Annotated in this window: 18 protein-coding genes and 1 other annotated feature; of the genes, 14 read left to right on the top strand and 4 right to left on the bottom strand. The window is 53.4% G+C overall.

Annotation, left to right across the window (positions count from 1 at the left end):
• Nucleotides 1–46 precede the first annotated feature (46 nt).
• A complete protein-coding gene (gene nadR, locus OGY17_RS01910; protein ID WP_032942319.1) occupies nt 47–1,276 on the top strand; it encodes a multifunctional transcriptional regulator/nicotinamide-nucleotide adenylyltransferase/ribosylnicotinamide kinase NadR in 1,230 nt (409 codons plus the stop codon).
• Between the two features lie 99 nt (nt 1,277–1,375).
• On the opposite strand, the gene ettA is transcribed toward nadR, so the two are convergent.
• Nucleotides 1,376–3,043: an energy-dependent translational throttle protein EttA gene (ettA, locus tag OGY17_RS01905; RefSeq protein ID WP_003829940.1), complete on the bottom strand. Its 1,668-nt coding sequence runs from the start codon at nt 3,041–3,043 to the stop codon at nt 1,376–1,378.
• A gap of 207 nt (nt 3,044–3,250) precedes the next feature.
• On the opposite strand from ettA, the gene sltY reads away from it, so the two are divergent.
• Complete coding sequence (gene sltY / locus OGY17_RS01900; RefSeq protein WP_057067007.1) at nt 3,251–5,188, top strand: murein transglycosylase; 1,938 nt, start codon at nt 3,251–3,253, stop codon at nt 5,186–5,188.
• Between the two features lie 89 nt (nt 5,189–5,277).
• Complete coding sequence (gene trpR / locus OGY17_RS01895) at nt 5,278–5,604, top strand: trp operon repressor (RefSeq protein WP_032934222.1); 327 nt, start codon at nt 5,278–5,280, stop codon at nt 5,602–5,604.
• A gap of 89 nt (nt 5,605–5,693) precedes the next feature.
• On the opposite strand, the gene yjjX is transcribed toward trpR, so the two are convergent.
• Complete coding sequence (yjjX, locus tag OGY17_RS01890) at nt 5,694–6,218, bottom strand: inosine/xanthosine triphosphatase (RefSeq protein ID WP_286606299.1); 525 nt, start codon at nt 6,216–6,218, stop codon at nt 5,694–5,696.
• A 71-nt stretch (nt 6,219–6,289) separates the two neighbouring features.
• Between yjjX and gpmB the strand changes: the two genes are divergently transcribed.
• Nucleotides 6,290–6,937, top strand: a complete 648-nt coding sequence (gpmB, locus tag OGY17_RS01885) for a 2,3-diphosphoglycerate-dependent phosphoglycerate mutase GpmB (RefSeq protein WP_003019006.1) — start codon at nt 6,290–6,292, stop codon at nt 6,935–6,937.
• Here gpmB and robA read toward each other — a convergent pair.
• Nucleotides 6,934–7,803, bottom strand: a complete 870-nt coding sequence (robA, locus tag OGY17_RS01880) for an MDR efflux pump AcrAB transcriptional activator RobA (RefSeq protein ID WP_003829933.1) — start codon at nt 7,801–7,803, stop codon at nt 6,934–6,936. The genes gpmB and robA overlap by 4 nt on opposite strands.
• A 211-nt stretch (nt 7,804–8,014) precedes the next feature.
• On the opposite strand from robA, the gene creA reads away from it, so the two are divergent.
• The 4 genes from creA to creD are packed head-to-tail and all read left to right on the top strand — an operon-like array spanning nt 8,015 to nt 12,033.
• Complete coding sequence (gene creA / locus OGY17_RS01875; protein ID WP_003018998.1) at nt 8,015–8,488, top strand: protein CreA; 474 nt, start codon at nt 8,015–8,017, stop codon at nt 8,486–8,488.
• Nucleotides 8,489–8,500: 12 nt separating this feature from the next.
• Entirely contained in the window at nt 8,501–9,190 is a 690-nt protein-coding gene (gene creB, locus OGY17_RS01870; RefSeq protein WP_153753764.1) for a two-component system response regulator CreB, read from the top strand.
• Nucleotides 9,190–10,614 (top strand): two-component system sensor histidine kinase CreC, encoded by a 1,425-nt coding sequence (gene creC, locus OGY17_RS01865; protein WP_032942324.1) that lies wholly within the window; start codon nt 9,190–9,192, stop codon nt 10,612–10,614. The genes creB and creC overlap by 1 nt, the downstream gene beginning before the upstream one ends.
• A gap of 57 nt (nt 10,615–10,671) precedes the next feature.
• On the top strand, nt 10,672–12,033 hold the full coding sequence (gene creD / locus OGY17_RS01860) for a cell envelope integrity protein CreD (protein WP_048236167.1): 1,362 nt from the start codon (nt 10,672–10,674) through the stop codon (nt 12,031–12,033).
• A 60-nt stretch (nt 12,034–12,093) separates the two neighbouring features.
• Here the strand turns inward: creD and arcA are convergent, their stop codons facing one another.
• On the bottom strand, nt 12,094–12,810 hold the full coding sequence (arcA, locus tag OGY17_RS01855) for a two-component system response regulator ArcA (protein ID WP_001194359.1): 717 nt from the start codon (nt 12,808–12,810) through the stop codon (nt 12,094–12,096).
• A gap of 95 nt (nt 12,811–12,905) precedes the next feature.
• On the opposite strand from arcA, the gene yjjY reads away from it, so the two are divergent.
• From yjjY to thrC, 6 genes are all read left to right on the top strand, one after another.
• Nucleotides 12,906–13,046, top strand: coding sequence for a YjjY family protein (gene yjjY, locus OGY17_RS01850; protein WP_042998021.1), 141 nt, complete (start codon nt 12,906–12,908; stop codon nt 13,044–13,046).
• Nucleotides 13,047–13,445: 399 nt separating this feature from the next.
• On the top strand, nt 13,446–14,132 hold the full coding sequence (locus OGY17_RS01845; protein ID WP_286606296.1) for a tRNA/rRNA methyltransferase: 687 nt from the start codon (nt 13,446–13,448) through the stop codon (nt 14,130–14,132).
• Between the two features lie 206 nt (nt 14,133–14,338).
• Nucleotides 14,339–14,465, top strand: a sequence feature (Thr leader region).
• The gene (gene thrL / locus OGY17_RS01840; protein WP_032337689.1) at nt 14,344–14,409 is read left to right on the top strand and encodes a thr operon leader peptide; all 66 of its coding nucleotides are present in this window, start codon (nt 14,344–14,346) and stop codon (nt 14,407–14,409) included. It overlaps the preceding feature by 66 nt.
• A 23-nt stretch (nt 14,466–14,488) precedes the next feature.
• Nucleotides 14,489–16,951, top strand: coding sequence for a bifunctional aspartate kinase/homoserine dehydrogenase I (gene thrA, locus OGY17_RS01835; protein ID WP_003829761.1), 2,463 nt, complete (start codon nt 14,489–14,491; stop codon nt 16,949–16,951).
• A 1-nt stretch (nt 16,952) separates the two neighbouring features.
• Nucleotides 16,953–17,882, top strand: coding sequence for a homoserine kinase (gene thrB / locus OGY17_RS01830; RefSeq protein WP_008786144.1), 930 nt, complete (start codon nt 16,953–16,955; stop codon nt 17,880–17,882).
• A gap of 3 nt (nt 17,883–17,885) precedes the next feature.
• Entirely contained in the window at nt 17,886–19,172 is a 1,287-nt protein-coding gene (thrC, locus tag OGY17_RS01825; protein WP_125362752.1) for a threonine synthase, read from the top strand.
• The last annotated feature ends 30 nt before the right edge of the window (nt 19,173–19,202 follow it).

Below are 19,202 nucleotides of genomic sequence, written 5' to 3'. Positions count from 1 at the left end.
AGCGCCATCAGGCAGTGTTACGCGATTTTTCCAGCAGGAGGCTCTTGTGTCATTTGAATATCTGAAAACCGCCATAAAGCAAAAGGGCTGTACCCTGCAACAGGTGGCGGATGCCAGTGGCATGACCAAGGGATACCTAAGCCAACTGCTGAATGCCAAAATCAAAAGCCCCAGCGCGCAGAAGCTGGAGGCGTTGCACCGCTTTCTCGGTCTGGAGTTTCCGCGCCAGCAGAAAAATATCGGTGTGGTATTCGGCAAGTTTTATCCGCTGCACACCGGCCATATCTATCTTATCCAGCGCGCCTGTAGCCAGGTCGATGAACTGCATATCATCATGGGCTATGACGACACGCGCGATCGCAGCCTGTTTGAAGACAGTGCCATGTCACAACAGCCTACGGTGCCCGATCGTTTACGCTGGCTGCTGCAAACCTTTAAGTATCAGAAAAATATCCGTATTCATGCCTTCAACGAAGAAGGCATGGAGCCGTATCCGCACGGCTGGGACGTGTGGAGCAACGGGATCAAAAGGTTTATGCAGGAGAAAGGGATCCAGCCAAACTGGATCTACACCTCTGAAGAATCAGATGCCCCGCAGTATCTCGAACATTTGGGGATCGAAACCGTGCTGGTGGATCCTAAGCGGACGTTCATGAGCATCAGCGGCGGGCAAATCCGTGAAAACCCGTTTCGCTACTGGGAGTATATTCCGACCGAAGTGAAGCCGTTTTTCGTGCGCACCGTGGCGATCCTCGGCGGGGAGTCGAGCGGTAAATCGACGCTGGTGAACAAGCTCGCCAATATTTTTAATACCACCAGTGCGTGGGAATACGGGCGTGATTATGTCTTCTCCCATTTGGGCGGCGATGAGATGGCGTTGCAGTATTCTGACTACGATAAAATCGCCTTAGGACAAGCGCAATACATTGATTTTGCTGTTAAGTACGCCAATAAAGTGGCGTTCATCGACACCGATTTCGTGACCACTCAGGCCTTCTGTAAAAAGTATGAAGGGCGTGAACACCCGTTTGTGCAAGCGCTTATTGATGAGTATCGCTTTGACCTGGTGATCCTGTTGGAAAACAACACCCCGTGGGTGGCGGATGGCTTACGCAGCCTTGGAAGCTCAGTTGACAGAAAAGCGTTTCAGACGCTGCTGGTCGAGATGCTGCAGGAAAACAATATCAATTTCGTGCACGTACAGGAGCCTGACTACGACGGTCGCTTCCTGCGCTGCGTGGAGCTGGTGAAAGAGTTGATGGGCGAGCAGCGTTAGGTTTTAATGCCGGATGCGCTGCGCTTATCCGACCTACAAGTCGCACTAACCTCGTAGGCCGGATAAGGCGTAACGCCGCCATCCGGCACTTAACGCTAATTACTTAGAAATACGCTTGTACTTAATACGTTTCGGCTCCAGCGCATCGGCGCCCAGCGTACGTTTCTTGTACTCTTCGTATTCGGTAAAGTTACCTTCGAAGAACTCAACCTTACCTTCATCCTGGTAATCCAGAATGTGGGTGGCGATACGGTCGAGGAACCAACGGTCGTGCGAGATAACCATCGCGCAGCCCGGGAATTCCAGCAGGGCGTTTTCCAGCGCGCGCAGGGTCTCGATATCCAGGTCGTTGGTTGGTTCATCGAGCAGCAGCATGTTGCCGCCAACCTGCAGCAGCTTCGCCAGGTGCAGACGACCACGCTCACCACCGGACAGCTCGCCGACGCGTTTGCCCTGATCCACACCTTTGAAGTTGAAGCGGCCCACGTAGGCACGGCTTGGCATCTCGGTGTTGCCGATTCGCATGATATCCAGCCCGCCGGAAACTTCTTCCCACACGGTTTTGCTGTTGTCCATGGCGTCACGGAACTGGTCAACGGAGGCCAGTTTGACGGTTTCACCCAGCGTGATGGTGCCGCTGTCAGGCTGTTCCTGACCGGACATCATACGGAACAGGGTAGATTTACCCGCGCCGTTCGGACCGATGATGCCGACAATTGCGCCTTTCGGTACGGAGAAACTCAGATCGTCGATCAGAACGCGATCGCCGTAGGATTTACGCAGATTGGTGACTTCAACGACTTTATCGCCCAGACGTGCCCCAGGTGGAATAAACAGTTCGTTGGTTTCGTTACGTTTCTGGTATTCGGTGTTGTTCAGCTCTTCAAAGCGTGCCAGACGGGCTTTACCCTTAGACTGACGACCTTTAGCGCCCTGACGCACCCACTCCAGCTCTTTCTCAATGGATTTACGGCGAGCCGCTTCCTGAGAAGCTTCCTGGGCCAGACGCTGATCTTTCTGCTCCAGCCAGGAAGAGTAGTTACCTTCCCACGGAATACCTTCACCACGGTCCAGCTCCAGGATCCAGCCCGCAACGTTGTCGAGGAAGTAACGGTCGTGGGTAATCGCCACTACGGTGCCTTCGAAGTCGTGCAGGAAGCGTTCCAGCCACGCGACGGATTCCGCATCCAGGTGGTTGGTCGGTTCGTCGAGCAGCAGCATGTCTGGTTTTTCCAGCAGCAGGCGGCACAGCGCAACGCGGCGGCGTTCACCACCGGAGAGATTCTCAATTTTAGCGTCCCAGTCCGGCAGACGCAGGGCGTCAGCGGCACGCTCAAGCTGCACGTTCAGGTTATGGCCGTCGTGCGCCTGGATAATTTCTTCAAACTTGCCCTGTTGTGCGGCCAGTTTATCGAAGTCGGCGTCCGGCTCGGCGTACTTGGCGTAAACTTCATCCAGACCTTTCAGTGCACTAACCACTTCGGCAACCGCTTCTTCAACGGATTCACGAACGGTATGTTCCGGGTTCAGTTTTGGTTCCTGCGGCAGGTAACCGATTTTAATGCCTGGCTGTGGGCGAGCTTCACCTTCGATATCGGTATCAATGCCGGCCATGATGCGCAGCAGGGTAGATTTACCCGCACCGTTCAGACCGAGAACACCGATTTTGGCGCCAGGGAAGAAGCTCAGTGAGATGTTTTTAAGAATATGACGTTTCGGCGGAACGACTTTGCCGACACGATGCATGGTATAAACGAATTGAGCCACGTGGACTTCGCCTCTTTTATAGTGATGAATAGAGTTTTCAAAGGCGAAGTGTAGCCTTTTTCATTGCTCAATCCCAGCCAGCAGATCTCACTCGCAACAAAAGTAAAAAAGTGTCCGTGACGTGGCGCATTCTGCAATGTCTGGTTAGCATGAATGAATTAAGCGGCATGATGCTGCACAGACGTAACATGAGAAGAGGAAGAGCTTGTGGACAAAGCCAATCAATTTACCTGGCGCCTGCTGGCAGCCAGCGTATGTCTGCTGACGGTCAGTCAGGTGGCGCGAGCCGACTCCCTGGATGAGCAGCGCAATCGTTATGCGCAAATCAAGCAAGCCTGGGACAACCGACAGATGGATGTCGTAGAGCAGATGATGCCCGGCCTGAAGAACTATCCTCTGTACCCGTATCTGGAATATCGTCAGATCACTGACGATCTGATGAATCAGCCCACCATTACCGTTACCAATTTTGTGCGTGCCAATCCGACACTGCCCCCTGCGCGTACGCTGCAATCGCGTTTCGTGAATGAACTGGCGCGCCGCGAAGACTGGCGCGGACTGCTGGCGTTCAGCCCGGAAAAACCGGGTACCACGGAAGCGCAATGTAACTATTACTTCGCGAAATGGAGTACCGGGCAAACCGAAGAAGCCTGGCAGGGCGCGAAAGAGCTGTGGTTGACCGGGAAAAGTCAGCCGAATGCCTGTGACAAATTATTTGGCGTATGGCGCGCCTCAGGCACTCAGGATCCGCTGGCGTATCTGGAGCGTATTCGTCTGGCGATGAAAGCCGGGAATACCGGTCTGGTGACGGCGCTGGCCGGGCAGATGCCCGCGCAATACCAAACCATTGCCTCTGCGATCATCTCGCTGGCCAACGATCCGAATTCGGTGATGACTTTTGCACGTACCACCGGCGCTACGGATTTCACCCGACAGATGGCGGCGGTCGCCTTTGCCAGCGTGGCGCGTCAGGATGTGGAAAACGCCCGCCTGATGATCCCGTCCCTGGTGCAGGCGCAACAGCTTAATGACGAGCAAACCCAGGAGCTGCGCGACATTGTTGCCTGGCGCCTGATGGGCAATGACGTCACCGACGAGCAGGCCAAATGGCGTGATGATGCGATTATGCGCTCCAATTCCACCTCGCTTGTGGAGCGCCGCGTGCGCATGGCGCTGGGAACCGGCGATCGTCGTGGCCTGAATACCTGGCTGGCACGTCTGCCAATGGAAGCAAAAGAAAAAGACGAGTGGCGCTACTGGCAGGCTGATCTGCTGCTGGAGCGCGGACGTGATGCGGAAGCCAAAGAGATCCTGCACCAGCTCATGCAGCAGCGTGGTTTCTATCCGATGGTGGCGGCACAGCGCCTGGGCGAAGAGTATGAGTTGAAAGTGGATAAAGCCCCAGCCAACGTTGACTCTGCGTTAACTCAGGGCCCGGAAATGGCGCGCGTACGCGAGCTGATGTACTGGAACATGGACAATACCGCACGCAGTGAATGGGCGAATCTGGTCACCAGCCGCACCAAGTCTGAGCAGGCTCAACTGGCGCGTTACGCGTTCAATAATCACTGGTGGGATCTGAGCGTGCAGGCGACGATCGCCGGTAAGCTGTGGGATCATCTGGAAGAGCGCTTCCCATTGGCCTATAAAGATCTGTTTACCCGTTACACCAGCGGCAAGGATATTCAGCCAAGTTATGCGATGGCGATAGCGCGTCAGGAAAGCGCCTGGAACCCGAAAGTGAAATCACCGGTCGGCGCCAGCGGGCTGATGCAGATTATGCCGGGCACGGCGACGCATACGGTGAAAATGTTCTCGATTCCAGGTTACAGCAGTCCGAGCCAGCTACTGGATCCTGATACCAACATCAACATTGGTACCAGCTATTTGCAGTACGTATATCAGCAATTCGGCAATAACCGCATCTTTGCGTCGGCAGCCTATAACGCTGGTCCGGGGCGCGTTCGTACCTGGCTTGGCAATAGCGCTGGCCGCATTGATGCTGTGGCGTTTGTCGAAAGTATTCCATTCTCAGAGACGCGTGGTTATGTGAAGAACGTGCTGGCTTATGATGCGTACTATCGCTATTTCCTCGGCGATAAACCGGAGTTGATGAGCGACGCAGAATGGCAACGTCGTTACTGATCGTGTCGATTGTGTTATGCTACCGTACTCGTTAAAGAGTACAAAAAGGGGAAGCAAGCACGCTTCCCCCGCAACGATGGCGATATCTTATGACTCAGCAATCACCCTATTCAGCAGAGATGGCAGAACAACGTCACCAGGAGTGGTTACGTTTTGTCGATCTACTTAAACACGCCTACGAACAAGATTTACACCTGCCACTGCTCAATTTGATGTTAACGCCGGATGAGCGTGAAGCGTTGGGCACGCGTGTGCGTATCATTGAAGAGCTGCTGCGCGGCGAGATGAGCCAGCGTGAGCTTAAAAACGAGCTCGGGGCGGGGATTGCCACTATTACGCGGGGGTCGAACAGCCTCAAATCCGCACCGGTGGATTTGCGTCAGTGGCTGGAGCAGGTACTGCTAAAAAGTGTCTGATTCTCTCGTAGGCCGGATAAGGCGAAGCCGCCATCCGGCAATGGTGCGCGCTGCTTGCCTGATGGCGCTACGCTTATCAGGCCTACAAATTACAATGACTCATCGTATATCGCGTTATGAAACGGGCTGAGCGCCAGAATCACCACCTGGTGATAGACGCTTGAGCGCGTCAGCTTGCCCGCGGTAAAAACGCCGATTGCGCCTTCTTTACGGCCAATTTCATCAATACCCGTATAGTCCGACATCACCGGGCCGAGCGCTTCACCTTTACGGACTCTGTCGAGAATGACAGTAGGCAATGGCAGCGTGGCTGAACGGGCTTCACCGCGCTGAATGCCGTTATCAATCACCACCCAACTGAAGGTGGCGTCATCGTCAATTCCTGCTTCAATGGCGACCCAGAAATCAGCCTGCGGGTGCAGGCGGCGAGCGTTATCAACGCGATTTCGTGCGCCAGTGCGCGTTTCCTGGTTTCCGAAAGGTTGTTCCGGCACGCCACTCTCGACGGCGACGGGTTCAATATGGCAGGATCCTTCCCCGAAAATCTCTTCAAATGCCCGCAGAATTGCCTGAATTTTGGCAGGATTGGTGGTCGCAGAGATAACCTTGTGCATAATTAAGCTCAGTTTGAAAATTCATCGCAGAGTCTACTCAAAGTATGACGAGTATATAACGGAAAAAAAGCATGTTACAGGTATACCTTGTTCGCCATGGCGAAACGCAGTGGAACGCCGAGCGACGTATTCAAGGCCAGTCAGACAGCCCACTAACCGCTAAAGGTGAACAACAAGCCATGCAGGTGGGAGAACGCGCCCGCTCGTTTGGTATTACGCATGTCATCAGTAGCGATCTTGGTCGTACACGACGCACCGCAGAAATCATCGCCCAGGCCTGCGGCTGTGATATCACCTATGATTCTCGTCTGCGTGAGCTGAATATGGGGGTGCTGGAAAAACGTCACATCGATACGCTGACGCCAGAGGAAGAGGGCTGGCGTCGCCAGTTGGTGAACGGCACGGTGGATGGTCGTATTCCGGAAGGGGAATCGATGCAGGAGCTGAGCGATCGCGTCAATGCGGCGCTGGCATCCTGTCTGGAGCTGCCGCCGGGAAGTCGTCCACTGCTGGTCAGCCACGGTATCGCGCTGGGTTGCCTGGTGAGCACAATTCTGGGATTACCGGCATGGGCTGAACGTCGCTTGCGTCTGCGCAACTGTTCAATTTCTCGCGTTGATTACCAGGAAAGCTTATGGCTGGCGCCGGGATGGGTCGTTGAAACGGCAGGGGACATCTCACATCTGGACGCCCCTGCGTTGGATGAACTACAGCGCTAGCGGCGAATCGGAATCAGGAATTCGCAGCGCAGGTTGATCGGGCGATCTCCCGCTTTGGCATCTTCTGCCGGGTAGTATCGCTCGATATCCTGTCCTTTACGGCGCGTCAGGTTCAGCATCGGCATGCATGTGCCGTAAACCGTCAGGATAAACTCTTGCACGCCGGTTCCCAACCCTTCGTAGGTAAACATCACATACTCGCCACCCTGTAACAGGATAGGCTGCGCCGACGGCACATAGCCATTGGCCTGTTCCGGCGTCAGTGCTGTGGTGTAAAACACTTCCTGTTCGTCGTCTTTTTCAATGCTCGGACGCGTTTCGTTAAGCCCGTACAGTACTGGCGGGATCGCCGGAGCCTGAGCAAGGAAGTCGCGCCAGAACTGAATACGCATTTCATGACGGAAATCTGAAATCTGTTCCAGCGAGCAGGAATAGCTTTGCGTGGTGCCGAGCAGCTGCGTATCTTCCAGGGTGACAAACTCGTGTGCAGGCATCGTAAATTCACCCAGTCGCATTGGCGGGCGAATACCAAACGCACTCCATTCCGGTGAACGGCGATACAGCGCTGGTGTCTGCGAAAATTGTTTCTTGAATGCGCGAGTAAAAGTTTGTTGAGAGTCGAAGCGATATTGCAGCGCAATATCCAAAATTGGACGCGCAGTCAGGCGCAGCGCCACTGCGGATTTCGATAAACGACGGGCGCGGATATAGGCGCCAATAGCATGGCCCGTCACGTCCTTAAACATTCTCTGCAGGTGCCACTTGGAATAGCCCGCTTTTGCCGCCACATTGTCAAGCGACAAAGGCTGATCCAGATGACCTTCCAGCCAGATTAATAGGTCGCGAATAATGCCAGCCTGATCCATAAAATATCCTCATCCTTTCAACAACGAGTACCTGACGTCAGGTATGAGGATAATAGCATTTTTTGCTGTTTTAGCATTCAGTGTTTTTTTTGCTCATAAGTGCTTTTTTCGGACATACGAAAGCGTGATTATTGTAATCCTGTGATCTGTATACATTTTATCTTAGAATGTTTAATAATTACGCAGAACAACTTTTAAGAATGGTAACAATATGAAATATAAGAGCTTAGTCATTTCCTCAATTCTGCTGATGTTGGCGCAGGTCGCCCATGCGGAGCAGATTGGATCTGTCGATACGGTGTTCAAAATGTTTGGGCCGGATCATAAAATTGTGGTCGAAGCGTTTGACGATCCGGATGTTACCAATGTGACCTGCTACGTGAGTCGTGCGAAGACCGGCGGCATCAAAGGTGGACTGGGGCTGGCGGAAGATACCTCCGATGCTGCCATCTCTTGCCAGCAGGTTGGGCCGGTAGAACTGAGCGACAGAATCAAGAACGGTAAAGCTCAGGGCGAAGTGGTATTTAAGAAACGTACCTCGCTGGTGTTTAAATCTTTACAGGTCGTGCGTTTTTACGATGCGAAACGTAATGCGCTGGCCTATCTGGCCTATTCAGATAAAGTTGTCGATGGATCGCCCAAAAATGCCATCAGTGCGGTACCCATCATGCCGTGGCGGCAATAACAAGGAAGCACAATGCAACAGCCGTTGATCTGGTTGGTTGAGGATGAGCAGGGAATCGCTGATACGCTTATCTACATGCTGCAACAGGAAGGGTTTAGCGTAGAGGCGTTTGAGCGCGGATTTCCCGTGCTGGAGAAATCTCGCCAGCAATGCCCTGATGCCATCATTCTGGATGTCGGGCTACCGGATATCAGCGGTTTTGAACTGTGCCGACGTTTACTGGAACGCCACCCGGCGTTGCCGATCCTCTTTCTGACCGCGCGCAGCGATGAAGTGGATCGCCTGTTGGGGCTGGAAATTGGCGCAGATGACTATGTTGCCAAGCCTTTCTCGCCGCGTGAGGTGTGCGCTCGTGTGCGTACGCTGCTGCGGCGGGTGCAAAAATTCTCCACGCCTTCATCGACGACGCGCTGTGGGGATTTTGAACTTAATGAGCTGGCCGCGCAGATTACCTGGTTCGGCATGCCGTTGAACCTGACGCGCTATGAATTCCTGCTGCTGAAAACATTGCTGATGTCGCCGGGACGTATTTACTCTCGCCAGCAGCTGATGGATTTAGTCTGGGCAGACGCACAGGATACCTTTGACAGAACGGTTGATACTCACATCAAAACGCTGCGCGCCAAGCTGCGGGCTATCAATCCGGAGCTTTCCCCCATCAATACACATCGCGGTATGGGATACAGCCTGAGGAATTGCTGATGCGCATTGGCATGCGTTTGCTGCTCGGCTATTTTCTGATTGTCGCGGTCGCCGCCTGGTTTGTTCTGTCGATCTTTGTGCAGGAAATTAAGCCAGGCGTTCGTCGGGCGACCGAAGGTACTCTAATTGATACCGCCACGCTGCTGGCTGCACTGGCGCGTGATGACGTGCTCTCTGACTCACCGGCTAACGGCAAGCTGGCGCAGGCATTTGCGCAGCTGCATAACCGCCCATTTAACGCCAACATCAGCGGCATTAACAAAGTGCGTAATGAATACCATGTCTACATGACGGACGCGCAGGGCAAGGTGTTGTTTGATTCAGCTAACCAGGCCGTCGGTCAGGACTACTCCCGCTGGAACGATGTGTGGTTAACGCTGCGTGGGCAGTATGGCGCCCGCAGCACGCCGCAAAACCCGAACGATCCGGAAAGCTCGGTGATGTACGTTGCCGCGCCGATCGTAGACGGTGGGCGTATTATCGGCGTGCTCAGTGTCGGCAAACCAAATGCGGCGATGGCACCGGTGATTAAACGCAGTGAACGGCGAATGCTGTGGGCCAGCGCCGTATTGCTGGGCATTGCCCTGGTGATTGGCTTCGGGATGGTATGGTGGATAAACCGATCCATTGCCCGGCTGGCGCGTTATGCCGACTCCGTTACCGAGAATCGCCCCGTCCCACTGCCTGATTTAGGCAGCAGCGAGTTACGCAAACTGGCGCAGGCGCTGGAAAGTATGCGTCTGAAGCTCGAAGGCAAGAACTACATTGAGCAGTATGTCTACGCGTTAACGCATGAGCTGAAAAGTCCGCTGGCGGCCATTCGTGGCGCGGCAGAGATATTGCGCGAAGGCCCGCCGCCAAACGTGGTAGCGCGTTTTACCGATAATATTCTGACGCAAAATGCGCGCATGCAGGCGCTGGTCGAAACTTTGCTGCGCCAGGCGCGACTGGAGAATCGACAGGACATTACGTTGACGGCAGTGGAAGTAGATACGCTTTTTGCTCAGCTCAAAGAGGCGCGTAGCGTGCAGCTGGCGGCAAAAAACATTACGCTGACCATTCTGCCTTCATCGCTTAGCGTCGCTGCCGATCCCGCGTTACTGGAGCAGGCATTGGGGAACTTGCTCGACAACGCTATCGACTTCACGCCACAGGGCGGGACGATTACGTTGAGCGCGCATCAGCAGGAGGAGCTGGTCACATTGCAGGTTACCGACAGCGGTAGCGGGATCCCTGATTTTGCGTTGCCGCGTATTTTTGAGCGCTTCTACTCGCTGCCCCGCGAGAATGGACACAAGAGCAGCGGTTTGGGGCTGGCGTTTGTCAATGAAGTTGCACGACTGCATGAAGGTACGGTGACATTATCTAACCGACCAGAGGGCGGCGCCCAGGCCTCGTTTACGCTTCACCGTCACTTCACATAACTTCAAATTCTCCGCACATAGCTGTTCTACCTTGCTGATATTGCAAAGGAGAACGCTATGTTTAAATCACCCCTGTTTTGGAAAATTGTCACCTTAGGCGGCGCCATATTATTGCTGTTAATACCACTGACGATGGTCAGGCAGATAATCGTTGAGCGATCGGATTATCGTGATGAAGTCGAAGATGCTATTCGTCAGAGCACCAGCGGGCCGCAAAAGATGGTCGGGCCGCTGATTGCCGTCCCGGTGACGGAACTGTATATCGAGCTGGAAGGCGACAAACAGATCCAGCGTAAGCGCAGCTATATCCATTTCTGGCTGCCGGAGTCGCTGGTGGTTGAGGGGAATCAGAACGTTGAAGCACGTAAAATCGGTATTTACGAAGGCCAGGTCTGGCACAATGACCTCTCGGTGAAGGCTGAGTTTAACGCCGAACGCTTGCGCGATTTAAACCATCCCAACGTCAGCGTCGGCAAACCGTTTATCGTGGTTGGCGTGGGGGATGCGCGCGGGATTGGTGTGGTGCAAGCGCCGCAGGTCAATGGGGAATCGCTGGCCGTTGAGCCAGGGACGGGGCTGGATGGGGGAGCTCAAGGGATCCACATTCCGCTACCTGACGCGAGCTGGGCAGAGCAAAACCTGAGCATGGTGCTGTCGTTGAATTTGAGCGGAACCGGAGATTTCTCCGTTGTTCCGGTTGGCCGTAACAGTGAAATGACTTTAACCAGCAACTGGCCGCATCCCAATTTTCTGGGGGATTTCCTCCCGGCGAAGCGCGAAATAAGCGAGTCAGGATTTAAGGCCCAGTGGCAAAGCAGCTGGTTCGCGAATAACCTCGGCGAACGCTTTGATGGCGAAAAGATTGGCTGGAAGGGAATGCCTGCATTTAGCGTTGCCGTCGCCACGCCAGCGGATCAGTATCAGTTAACGGACAGGGCTACCAAGTATGCCATCCTGCTGATTGTACTGACCTTTATGTCTTTCTTCGTGCTTGAAAGTATGACCAGCCTGCGTCTGCACCCGATGCAGTATCTGCTGGTGGGGCTATCGCTGGTGATGTTTTATCTGCTGCTGCTGGCATTGTCTGAGCACATTGGGTTTACGGCGGCGTGGATTACGGCAAGCCTGGTAGGCGCGTTAATGAACGGGGTGTATCTGCAGGCGATATTACAGAGTTGGCGGAACAGTATTTTATTCACCGTGGCGCTGCTGGGGTTGGATGGGGTGATGTGGGTGCTGCTACGTTCACAGGACAGCTCTTTACTGCTGGGAACCGGCGTGCTGTTGGTCGCGTTGTGTGGCGTGATGTTCCTGACGCGTCATCTTGACTGGCACTCGCTGGCACAGCCAAAACCAAAGCCGACAGAAATTCCGGAGCCTCTGCCTGCGCAGAGTGACGAGTTTCGCTTATGGAAATAGGGCGGTGGGGAAATGAAAAACGGCGCATAATGCGCCGTTTTTTTACCTGTAAGGATTGAATTAATCCTGCAGGTCGCCGCAGAAACGGTAGCCTTCACCGTGAATGGTGGCGATGATTTCTGGCGTATCCGGCGTAGATTCGAAATGTTTACGAATGCGGCGGATAGTCACGTCAACGGTACGGTCATGCGGCTTCAGTTCGCGACCGGTCATTTTTTTCAGCAGTTCTGCGCGAGACTGGATTTTGCCCGGATTCTCACAGAAGTGAAGCATTGCACGGAATTCGCTGCGTGGCAGTTTATACTGCTCGCCGTCAGGACCAATCAGAGAGCGGCTGTTGATGTCCAGCTCCCAGCCGTTGAACTTGTAGCTTTCGACGCTACGGCGTTCTTCGCTGACAGTACCCAGGTTCATGGTACGGGACAGCAGGTTACGAGCACGGATAGTCAGTTCGCGCGGGTTAAACGGCTTGGTGATGTAATCGTCTGCGCCGATTTCGAGGCCGAGAATTTTATCGACTTCGTTATCACGGCCCGTCAGGAACATCAGCGCAACGTTAGCTTGTTCGCGAAGTTCGCGCGCTAACAGGAGGCCATTTTTCCCAGGCAGATTGATATCCATAATCACAAGGTTGATGTCATATTCAGAGAGAATCTGATGCATTTCCGCGCCATCTGTCGCTTCGAATACATCATAGCCTTCTGCTTCGAAAATGCTTTTCAACGTGTTGCGTGTTACTAACTCGTCTTCAACGATAAGAATGTGCGGGGTCTGCATGTTTGCTACCTAAATTGCCAACTAAATCGAAACAGGAAGTACAAAAGTCCCTGACCTGCCTGATGCATGCCGTAAATTAACATGATCGGCGTAACATGACTAAAGTACGTAATTGCGTTCTTGATGCACTTTCCATCAACGTCAACAACATCATTAGCTTGGTCGTGGGTAGTTTCCCTCTGGACCCGACAGTGTCAAAAACGGCTGTCATCCTAACCATTTTAACAGCAACATAACAGGCTAAGACATGCCGGACACCCAATAAAACTACGCTTCGTTGACATATATCAAGTTCAATTGTAGCACGTTAACAGTTTGATGAAATCAACGTATCCAAATGTTTGCTTTCATCACAAAATTGCAATATTACAACTAGTTGCACGAGCTAATTAATAAATGTAATGAATCCAACCAATGCGATCCATTTTAAAATAAATTATCATGGATAAACAGAGGGATATACAACTTTTGTTAACATAAAAAGCAATAGTACAGTTTGGAAATAGTTTAGCATTTTTTACCGGATGCGAAATCCTTTTTCAGTGACTTCTGTTAAAAAAATGTAAATTTGCGCTGCGTAATATGTTGACGTGCGTCACATTATTACTTGCAGACTGACCAAAAAGAGTATCGAAATGCGTTTAACAATTATTCTGGTTGCCCCTGCCAGAGCGGAAAATATTGGTGCGGCTGCCCGTGCGATGAAGACCATGGGATTCACTCAATTACGTATCGTTGACAGCGAGGCGCACCTGGAACCCGCCACGCGATGGGTCGCGCATGGATCGGGCGACATTATTGATAATATTAACGTTTTTCCAACGTTAGCCGATGCGCTTCACGACGTTGATTTTACCGTTGCGACCACCGCGCGTAGCCGGGCGAAGTTCCATTATTACGCCACCCCGGTCGAACTGGTTCCCCTGTTACAGGAGAAATCCACGTGGATGGAACATGCAGCGCTGGTGTTTGGTCGTGAAGATTCGGGGCTGACCAATGAAGAATTAGCGCTGGCAGATGTACTCACCGGTGTACCGATGGTCGCTGACTATCCTTCACTCAATTTGGGGCAGGCGGTGATGGTGTATTGCTATCAATTAGCAGGTTTAATACAACAATCGGCCAAAAACGTTGAGGTGACGGATGAGCTTCAGCTGCAGGCATTGCGCGCACGCGTTTTGCGTTTATTAGCCACGCTGAACGTTTCTGACGACATCAAGCTGACGGACTGGTTGCAACAGCGAATGGGTCTGTTGGGGCAGCGAGACACGGCAATGTTGCACCGTTTTTTACATGATATTGAAAAAAACATCACAAAATAAAATGTTGAACAATTTTTGTTGTGTAGTGTTTTGTTCTTGGTTCAAGTGGGCTCGACATGCTGTATTGGTTGAAAGTAAAAGGGCAAGCAGTTGCTCATGAACAAGTTTCGGAATGTGATCAATTTAAAAATTTATTGACTTAGGTCAGCAGATACTTTAACCCTAAAAGAATACAGGACAGATAATAAATAATTACAGAGCACACAACATCATGAAACGCATCAGCATCACCATTACTACAACCATCACCATTACCACAGGTAACGGTGCGGGCTGACGCGTACAGGAAACACAAGAAAAAGCCCGCACCTAAACAGTGCGGGCTTTTTTTTCGACCAAAGGCAATGAGGTAAACCATGCGAGTGTTGAAGTTCGGCGGTACATCAGTGGCAAATGCAGAGCGCTTTCTGCGGGTTGCCGATATTCTGGAAAGCAATGCCAGACAGGGGCAGGTCGCGACCGTTCTCTCTGCCCCCGCAAAAATTACCAACCATCTGGTGGCAATGATTGAGAAGACCATCGGTGGTCAGGATGCTTTAGCTAATATCAGCGACGCCGAACGCATTTTCTCCGAGCTGCTGGTGGGTCTTGCCGCCGAGCAACCAGGTTTTCCGCTGGCGCAGCTCAAAGCCTTTGTTGAACAAGAATTTGCCCAGATTAAGCACGTCCTGCACGGCATCAGCCTGCTGGGACAGTGCCCGGACAGTATCAATGCCGCGCTTATCTGCCGTGGTGAAAAAATGTCGATTGCTATCATGGCCGGCCTGTTGGAAGCACGCGGGCATAACGTAACGGTCATCGACCCGGTGGAGAAATTGCTGGCTGTCGGCCATTACCTCGAATCTACCGTTGATATCGCCGAATCTACGCGCCGCATCGCCGCCAGCCGTATTCCTGCGGACCACATGATTCTGATGGCAGGGTTTACCGCTGGAAATGAAAAAGGTGAGTTAGTGGTGTTGGGGCGTAATGGCTCTGACTACTCTGCCGCCGTACTGGCCGCCTGTTTGCGTGCCGATTGTTGTGAAATCTGGACCGATGTCGACGGTGTATATACTTGCGATCCGCGTCAGGTACCCGACGCCCGACTGCTTAAGTCGATGTCTTATCAGGAAGCGATGGAGCTTTCTTACTTCGGCGCTAAAGTGCTGCACCCGCGCACCATTACCCCTATTGCCCAGTTCCAGATCCCGTGCCTGATTAAAAATACCGGCAATCCGCAAGCGCCCGGTACGCTGATCGGTGCCAGCAGTGATGACGATGATTTGCCGGTAAAAGGTATTTCTAACCTCAATAACATGGCGATGTTTAGCGTTTCCGGCCCTGGAATGAAAGGCATGGTGGGCATGGCGGCGCGCGTTTTTGCCGCAATGTCGCGTGCGGGCATCTCGGTAGTGCTGATCACCCAATCCTCTTCTGAATACAGCATCAGCTTCTGCGTCCCGCAGGGCGACTGCGCGCGTGCACAACGCGCTATGCAGGATGAATTCTACCTCGAGCTGAAAGAAGGCCTGCTGGAGCCGCTGGCGGTGACTGAGCGTCTGGCCATCATCTCTGTTGTTGGCGATGGTATGCGCACCCTGCGCGGCATCTCGGCGAAGTTCTTTGCCGCGCTGGCTCGGGCGAACATCAATATTGTAGCGATCGCCCAGGGCTCGTCTGAGCGTTCTATTTCGGTGGTGGTGAATAACGATGACGCGACCACCGGCGTACGCGTGACCCATCAAATGCTGTTCAACACCGACCAGGTGATTGAAGTGTTTGTGATTGGCGTAGGCGGCGTGGGCGGTGCGCTGCTGGAGCAGCTTAAACGTCAGCAAACCTGGCTCAAAAAGAAGCATATCGATCTGCGCGTGTGCGGCGTGGCGAACTCGAAGGCCCTGCTGACCAACGTCCACGGTCTGAATCTGGAAAACTGGCAGTCGGAGCTGGAGAGCGCGAAAGAGCCTTTCAACCTTGGGCGCTTAATTCGTCTGGTGAAAGAATACCATCTGCTCAATCCGGTGATTGTCGACTGTACGTCAAGCCAGGCGGTAGCGGATCAATATGCCGACTTCTTGCGTGAAGGCTTCCACGTGGTTACGCCGAACAAAAAGGCCAACACGTCGTCGATGGATTACTATCATCAGCTGCGTTTTGCCGCCGCGAAGTCTCGTCGTAAATTCCTGTACGACACCAACGTGGGCGCGGGCTTGCCGGTTATTGAAAACCTGCAAAATCTGCTCAGCGCAGGTGATGAACTGCAACGTTTTTCAGGCATCCTTTCTGGCTCACTGTCGTTTATTTTTGGCAAGCTGGATGAAGGCATGAGCTTCTCGCAGGCCACCACCCTGGCGCGTGAGATGGGCTATACCGAACCCGATCCGCGTGACGATCTTTCCGGTACGGACGTGGCGCGTAAGCTGCTGATCCTGGCCCGTGAAACTGGTCGTGAGCTGGAGCTTTCTGACATTGTCATTGAGCCGGTCCTGCCAAAAGAGTTTGATGACTCCGGTGATGTTTCCGCGTTTATGGCGAAATTGTCGCAGCTGGATGACGTCTTTGCCGCGCGCGTGGCGAAAGCCCGTGATGAGGGAAAAGTATTGCGCTATGTTGGCAATATCGAAGAGGACGGTGTTTGTCGCGTGAAAATTGATGCAGTAGACGGCAACGATCCGCTGTTTAAAGTGAAAAACGGTGAAAACGCGCTGGCGTTCTATAGCCACTATTATCAGCCGTTACCGTTGGTTCTGCGCGGATATGGCGCGGGTAACGATGTGACGGCGGCGGGCGTCTTTGCCGACCTGCTACGCACCCTTTCATGGAAGTTAGGAGTCTGAGATGGTGAGAGTTTATGCCCCGGCTTCCAGTGCCAATATGAGCGTCGGGTTTGATGTACTCGGTGCGGCGGTAACTCCGGTGGATGGTTCGCTGTTGGGTGATGTGGTGTCCGTTGAGGCGGCTGATCAGTTCAGCCTGAACAACCTTGGGCGCTTTGCCAACAAACTGCCGTCCGAGCCACGTGAAAATATTGTCTACCAGTGTTGGGAGCGATTCTGCCAGGAGCTGGGTAAAACCGTTCCGGTGGCGATGACGCTGGAAAAAAATATGCCGATTGGCTCCGGGTTAGGCTCCAGTGCCTGTTCCGTCGTGGCGGCGCTGGTCGCTATGAACGAACACTGCGGCAAGCCGCTCAACGATACGCGCCTGTTAGCGATAATGGGCGAGCTGGAAGGGCGTATCTCCGGCAGTATTCATTACGATAACGTCGCCCCGTGCTTTTTGGGCGGCATGCAGTTAATGATTGAAGAAAACGGCATTATTAGCCAGCAGGTGCCAGGCTTTGATGAGTGGCTGTGGGTACTGGCGTATCCGGGGATTAAAGTGTCGACGGCAGAAGCGCGGGCGATTCTCCCAGCGCAGTATCGCCGTCAGGACTGTATCGCTCACGGGCGGCATCTGGCGGGATTCATCCATGCCTGCTATTCCCGTCAGCCTCTTCTGGCCGCGAAGCTGATGAAAGATGTCATTGCTGAGCCGTATCGTACCCGCTTGCTGCCAGGCTTTAGCCAGGCGCGTCAGGCGGTCGCAGAAATTGGCGCGCTGGCCAGCGGTATATCTGGGTCTGGGCCGACGCTGTTCGCTTTGTGCGATAAGCCGGATACGGCACAGCGCGTAGCAGATTGGCTGGGTAAAAATTACCTGCAAAATCAGGAAGGCTTTGTTCATATTTGCCGGCTGGACACGGCGGGCGCACGGGTACTGGGATAATCAATGAAACTGTATAATCTGAAAGATCACAACGAACAGGTCAGCTTTGCACAGGCTGTTACGCAAGGACTGGGCAAGAATCAGGGATTGTTTTTTCCGCACGATCTACCGGAATTCAATCTGACAGAAGTGGATGAGATGCTGAACCAGGACTTCGTTAGCCGCAGCGCGAAGATCCTGTCCGCATTTATTGGTGATGAGATCCCTCAGGAAATTCTGGAAGAGCGCGTGCGTGCGGCATTTGCCTTTCCGGCTCCGGTTGCCCAGATTGCCGCGGATGTCGGCTGTCTGGAACTGTTCCACGGCCCAACGCTTGCATTTAAAGACTTTGGCGGGCGCTTTATGGCGCAGATGCTGACGCACATCAGTGGCGACAAACCGGTAACGATTCTGACGGCGACCTCCGGAGACACCGGGGCGGCGGTTGCACATGCCTTTTATGGCCTGAAAAATGTGCGCGTGGTGATCCTCTACCCGAACGGCAAGATCAGCCCATTACAGGAAAAGCTGTTCTGTACGCTGGGGGGTAACATTGAAACTGTGGCGATTGATGGCGATTTTGATGCTTGCCAGGCGCTGGTGAAACAGGCGTTTGATGACGAAGAGCTGAAGGTGGCTCTGGGGCTGAACTCGGCTAACTCAATTAACATCAGCCGTCTGTTGGCGCAAATCTGTTACTACTTTGAGGCTGTGGCCCAACTGCCGCAAGAGGCGCGTAATCAACTGGTGATTTCCGTTCCCAGCGGTAACTTTGGCGATCTGACCGCCGGGCTGCTGGCGAAATCACTGGGCTTGCCGGTGAAGCGTTTTATCGCGGCGACTAACGTTAACGATACGGTTCCGCGTTTCCTTGCAGAAGGTGAGTGGGCGCCGAAAGCGACCCAGGCAACGTTGTCGAATGCGATGGATGTCAGCCAGCCGAACAACTGGCCGCGCGTGGAAGAACTGTTCCGCCGTAAAATCTGGCGTCTGAATGAGCTGGGTTATGCCGCTGTTGACGATGCGACGACTCAGGACACGATGCGTGAGTTACATGAGATAGGCTACACCTCAGAACCGCATGCGGCGGTGGCTTACCGAGCGCTGCGTGACCAACTGAATCCTGGCGAGTACGGCCTGTTCCTTGGTACTGCGCATCCGGCGAAGTTTAAAGAAAGCGTTGAAGAGATTCTTGACCTGACGCTGGCGTTGCCAAAAGAACTGGCGGAACGCGCGGACCTGCCGCTGCTTTCTCATCACCTGCCAGCTGATTTTGCTGAACTGCGCAAGCTGATGATGACCCGCGGTTAACGGTTGCGCCCGCTGGCGCTTTGCATAGCG

Source organism: Citrobacter sp. Cpo126, from assembly GCF_030332445.1.
GTDB classification, from domain to species: domain Bacteria; phylum Pseudomonadota; class Gammaproteobacteria; order Enterobacterales; family Enterobacteriaceae; genus Citrobacter; species Citrobacter portucalensis.
This window is presented reverse-complemented; position numbering and strand designations above follow the sequence as displayed.

What these genes read in the sequence shown, in the direction of transcription:
- trpR (WP_032934222.1), top strand. Translation starts at nt 5,278, where the DNA reads ATGACTCAGCAATCACCCTATTCAGCAGAGATGGCAGAACAACGTCAC.
- creB (WP_153753764.1), top strand. Translation starts at nt 8,501, where the DNA reads ATGCAACAGCCGTTGATCTGGTTGGTTGAGGATGAGCAGGGAATCGCT.
- robA (WP_003829933.1), bottom strand. Translation starts at nt 7,803, where the DNA reads ATGGATCAGGCTGGCATTATTCGCGACCTATTAATCTGGCTGGAAGGT.
- yjjY (WP_042998021.1), top strand. Translation starts at nt 12,906, where the DNA reads ATGACTAAAGTACGTAATTGCGTTCTTGATGCACTTTCCATCAACGTC.
- arcA (WP_001194359.1), bottom strand. Translation starts at nt 12,810, where the DNA reads ATGCAGACCCCGCACATTCTTATCGTTGAAGACGAGTTAGTAACACGC.
- creC (WP_032942324.1), top strand. Translation starts at nt 9,190, where the DNA reads ATGCGCATTGGCATGCGTTTGCTGCTCGGCTATTTTCTGATTGTCGCG.
- gpmB (WP_003019006.1), top strand. Translation starts at nt 6,290, where the DNA reads ATGTTACAGGTATACCTTGTTCGCCATGGCGAAACGCAGTGGAACGCC.
- creD (WP_048236167.1), top strand. Translation starts at nt 10,672, where the DNA reads ATGTTTAAATCACCCCTGTTTTGGAAAATTGTCACCTTAGGCGGCGCC.
- OGY17_RS01845 (WP_286606296.1), top strand. Translation starts at nt 13,446, where the DNA reads ATGCGTTTAACAATTATTCTGGTTGCCCCTGCCAGAGCGGAAAATATT.
- yjjX (WP_286606299.1), bottom strand. Translation starts at nt 6,218, where the DNA reads ATGCACAAGGTTATCTCTGCGACCACCAATCCTGCCAAAATTCAGGCA.
- thrA (WP_003829761.1), top strand. Translation starts at nt 14,489, where the DNA reads ATGCGAGTGTTGAAGTTCGGCGGTACATCAGTGGCAAATGCAGAGCGC.
- thrB (WP_008786144.1), top strand. Translation starts at nt 16,953, where the DNA reads ATGGTGAGAGTTTATGCCCCGGCTTCCAGTGCCAATATGAGCGTCGGG.
- creA (WP_003018998.1), top strand. Translation starts at nt 8,015, where the DNA reads ATGAAATATAAGAGCTTAGTCATTTCCTCAATTCTGCTGATGTTGGCG.
- thrC (WP_125362752.1), top strand. Translation starts at nt 17,886, where the DNA reads ATGAAACTGTATAATCTGAAAGATCACAACGAACAGGTCAGCTTTGCA.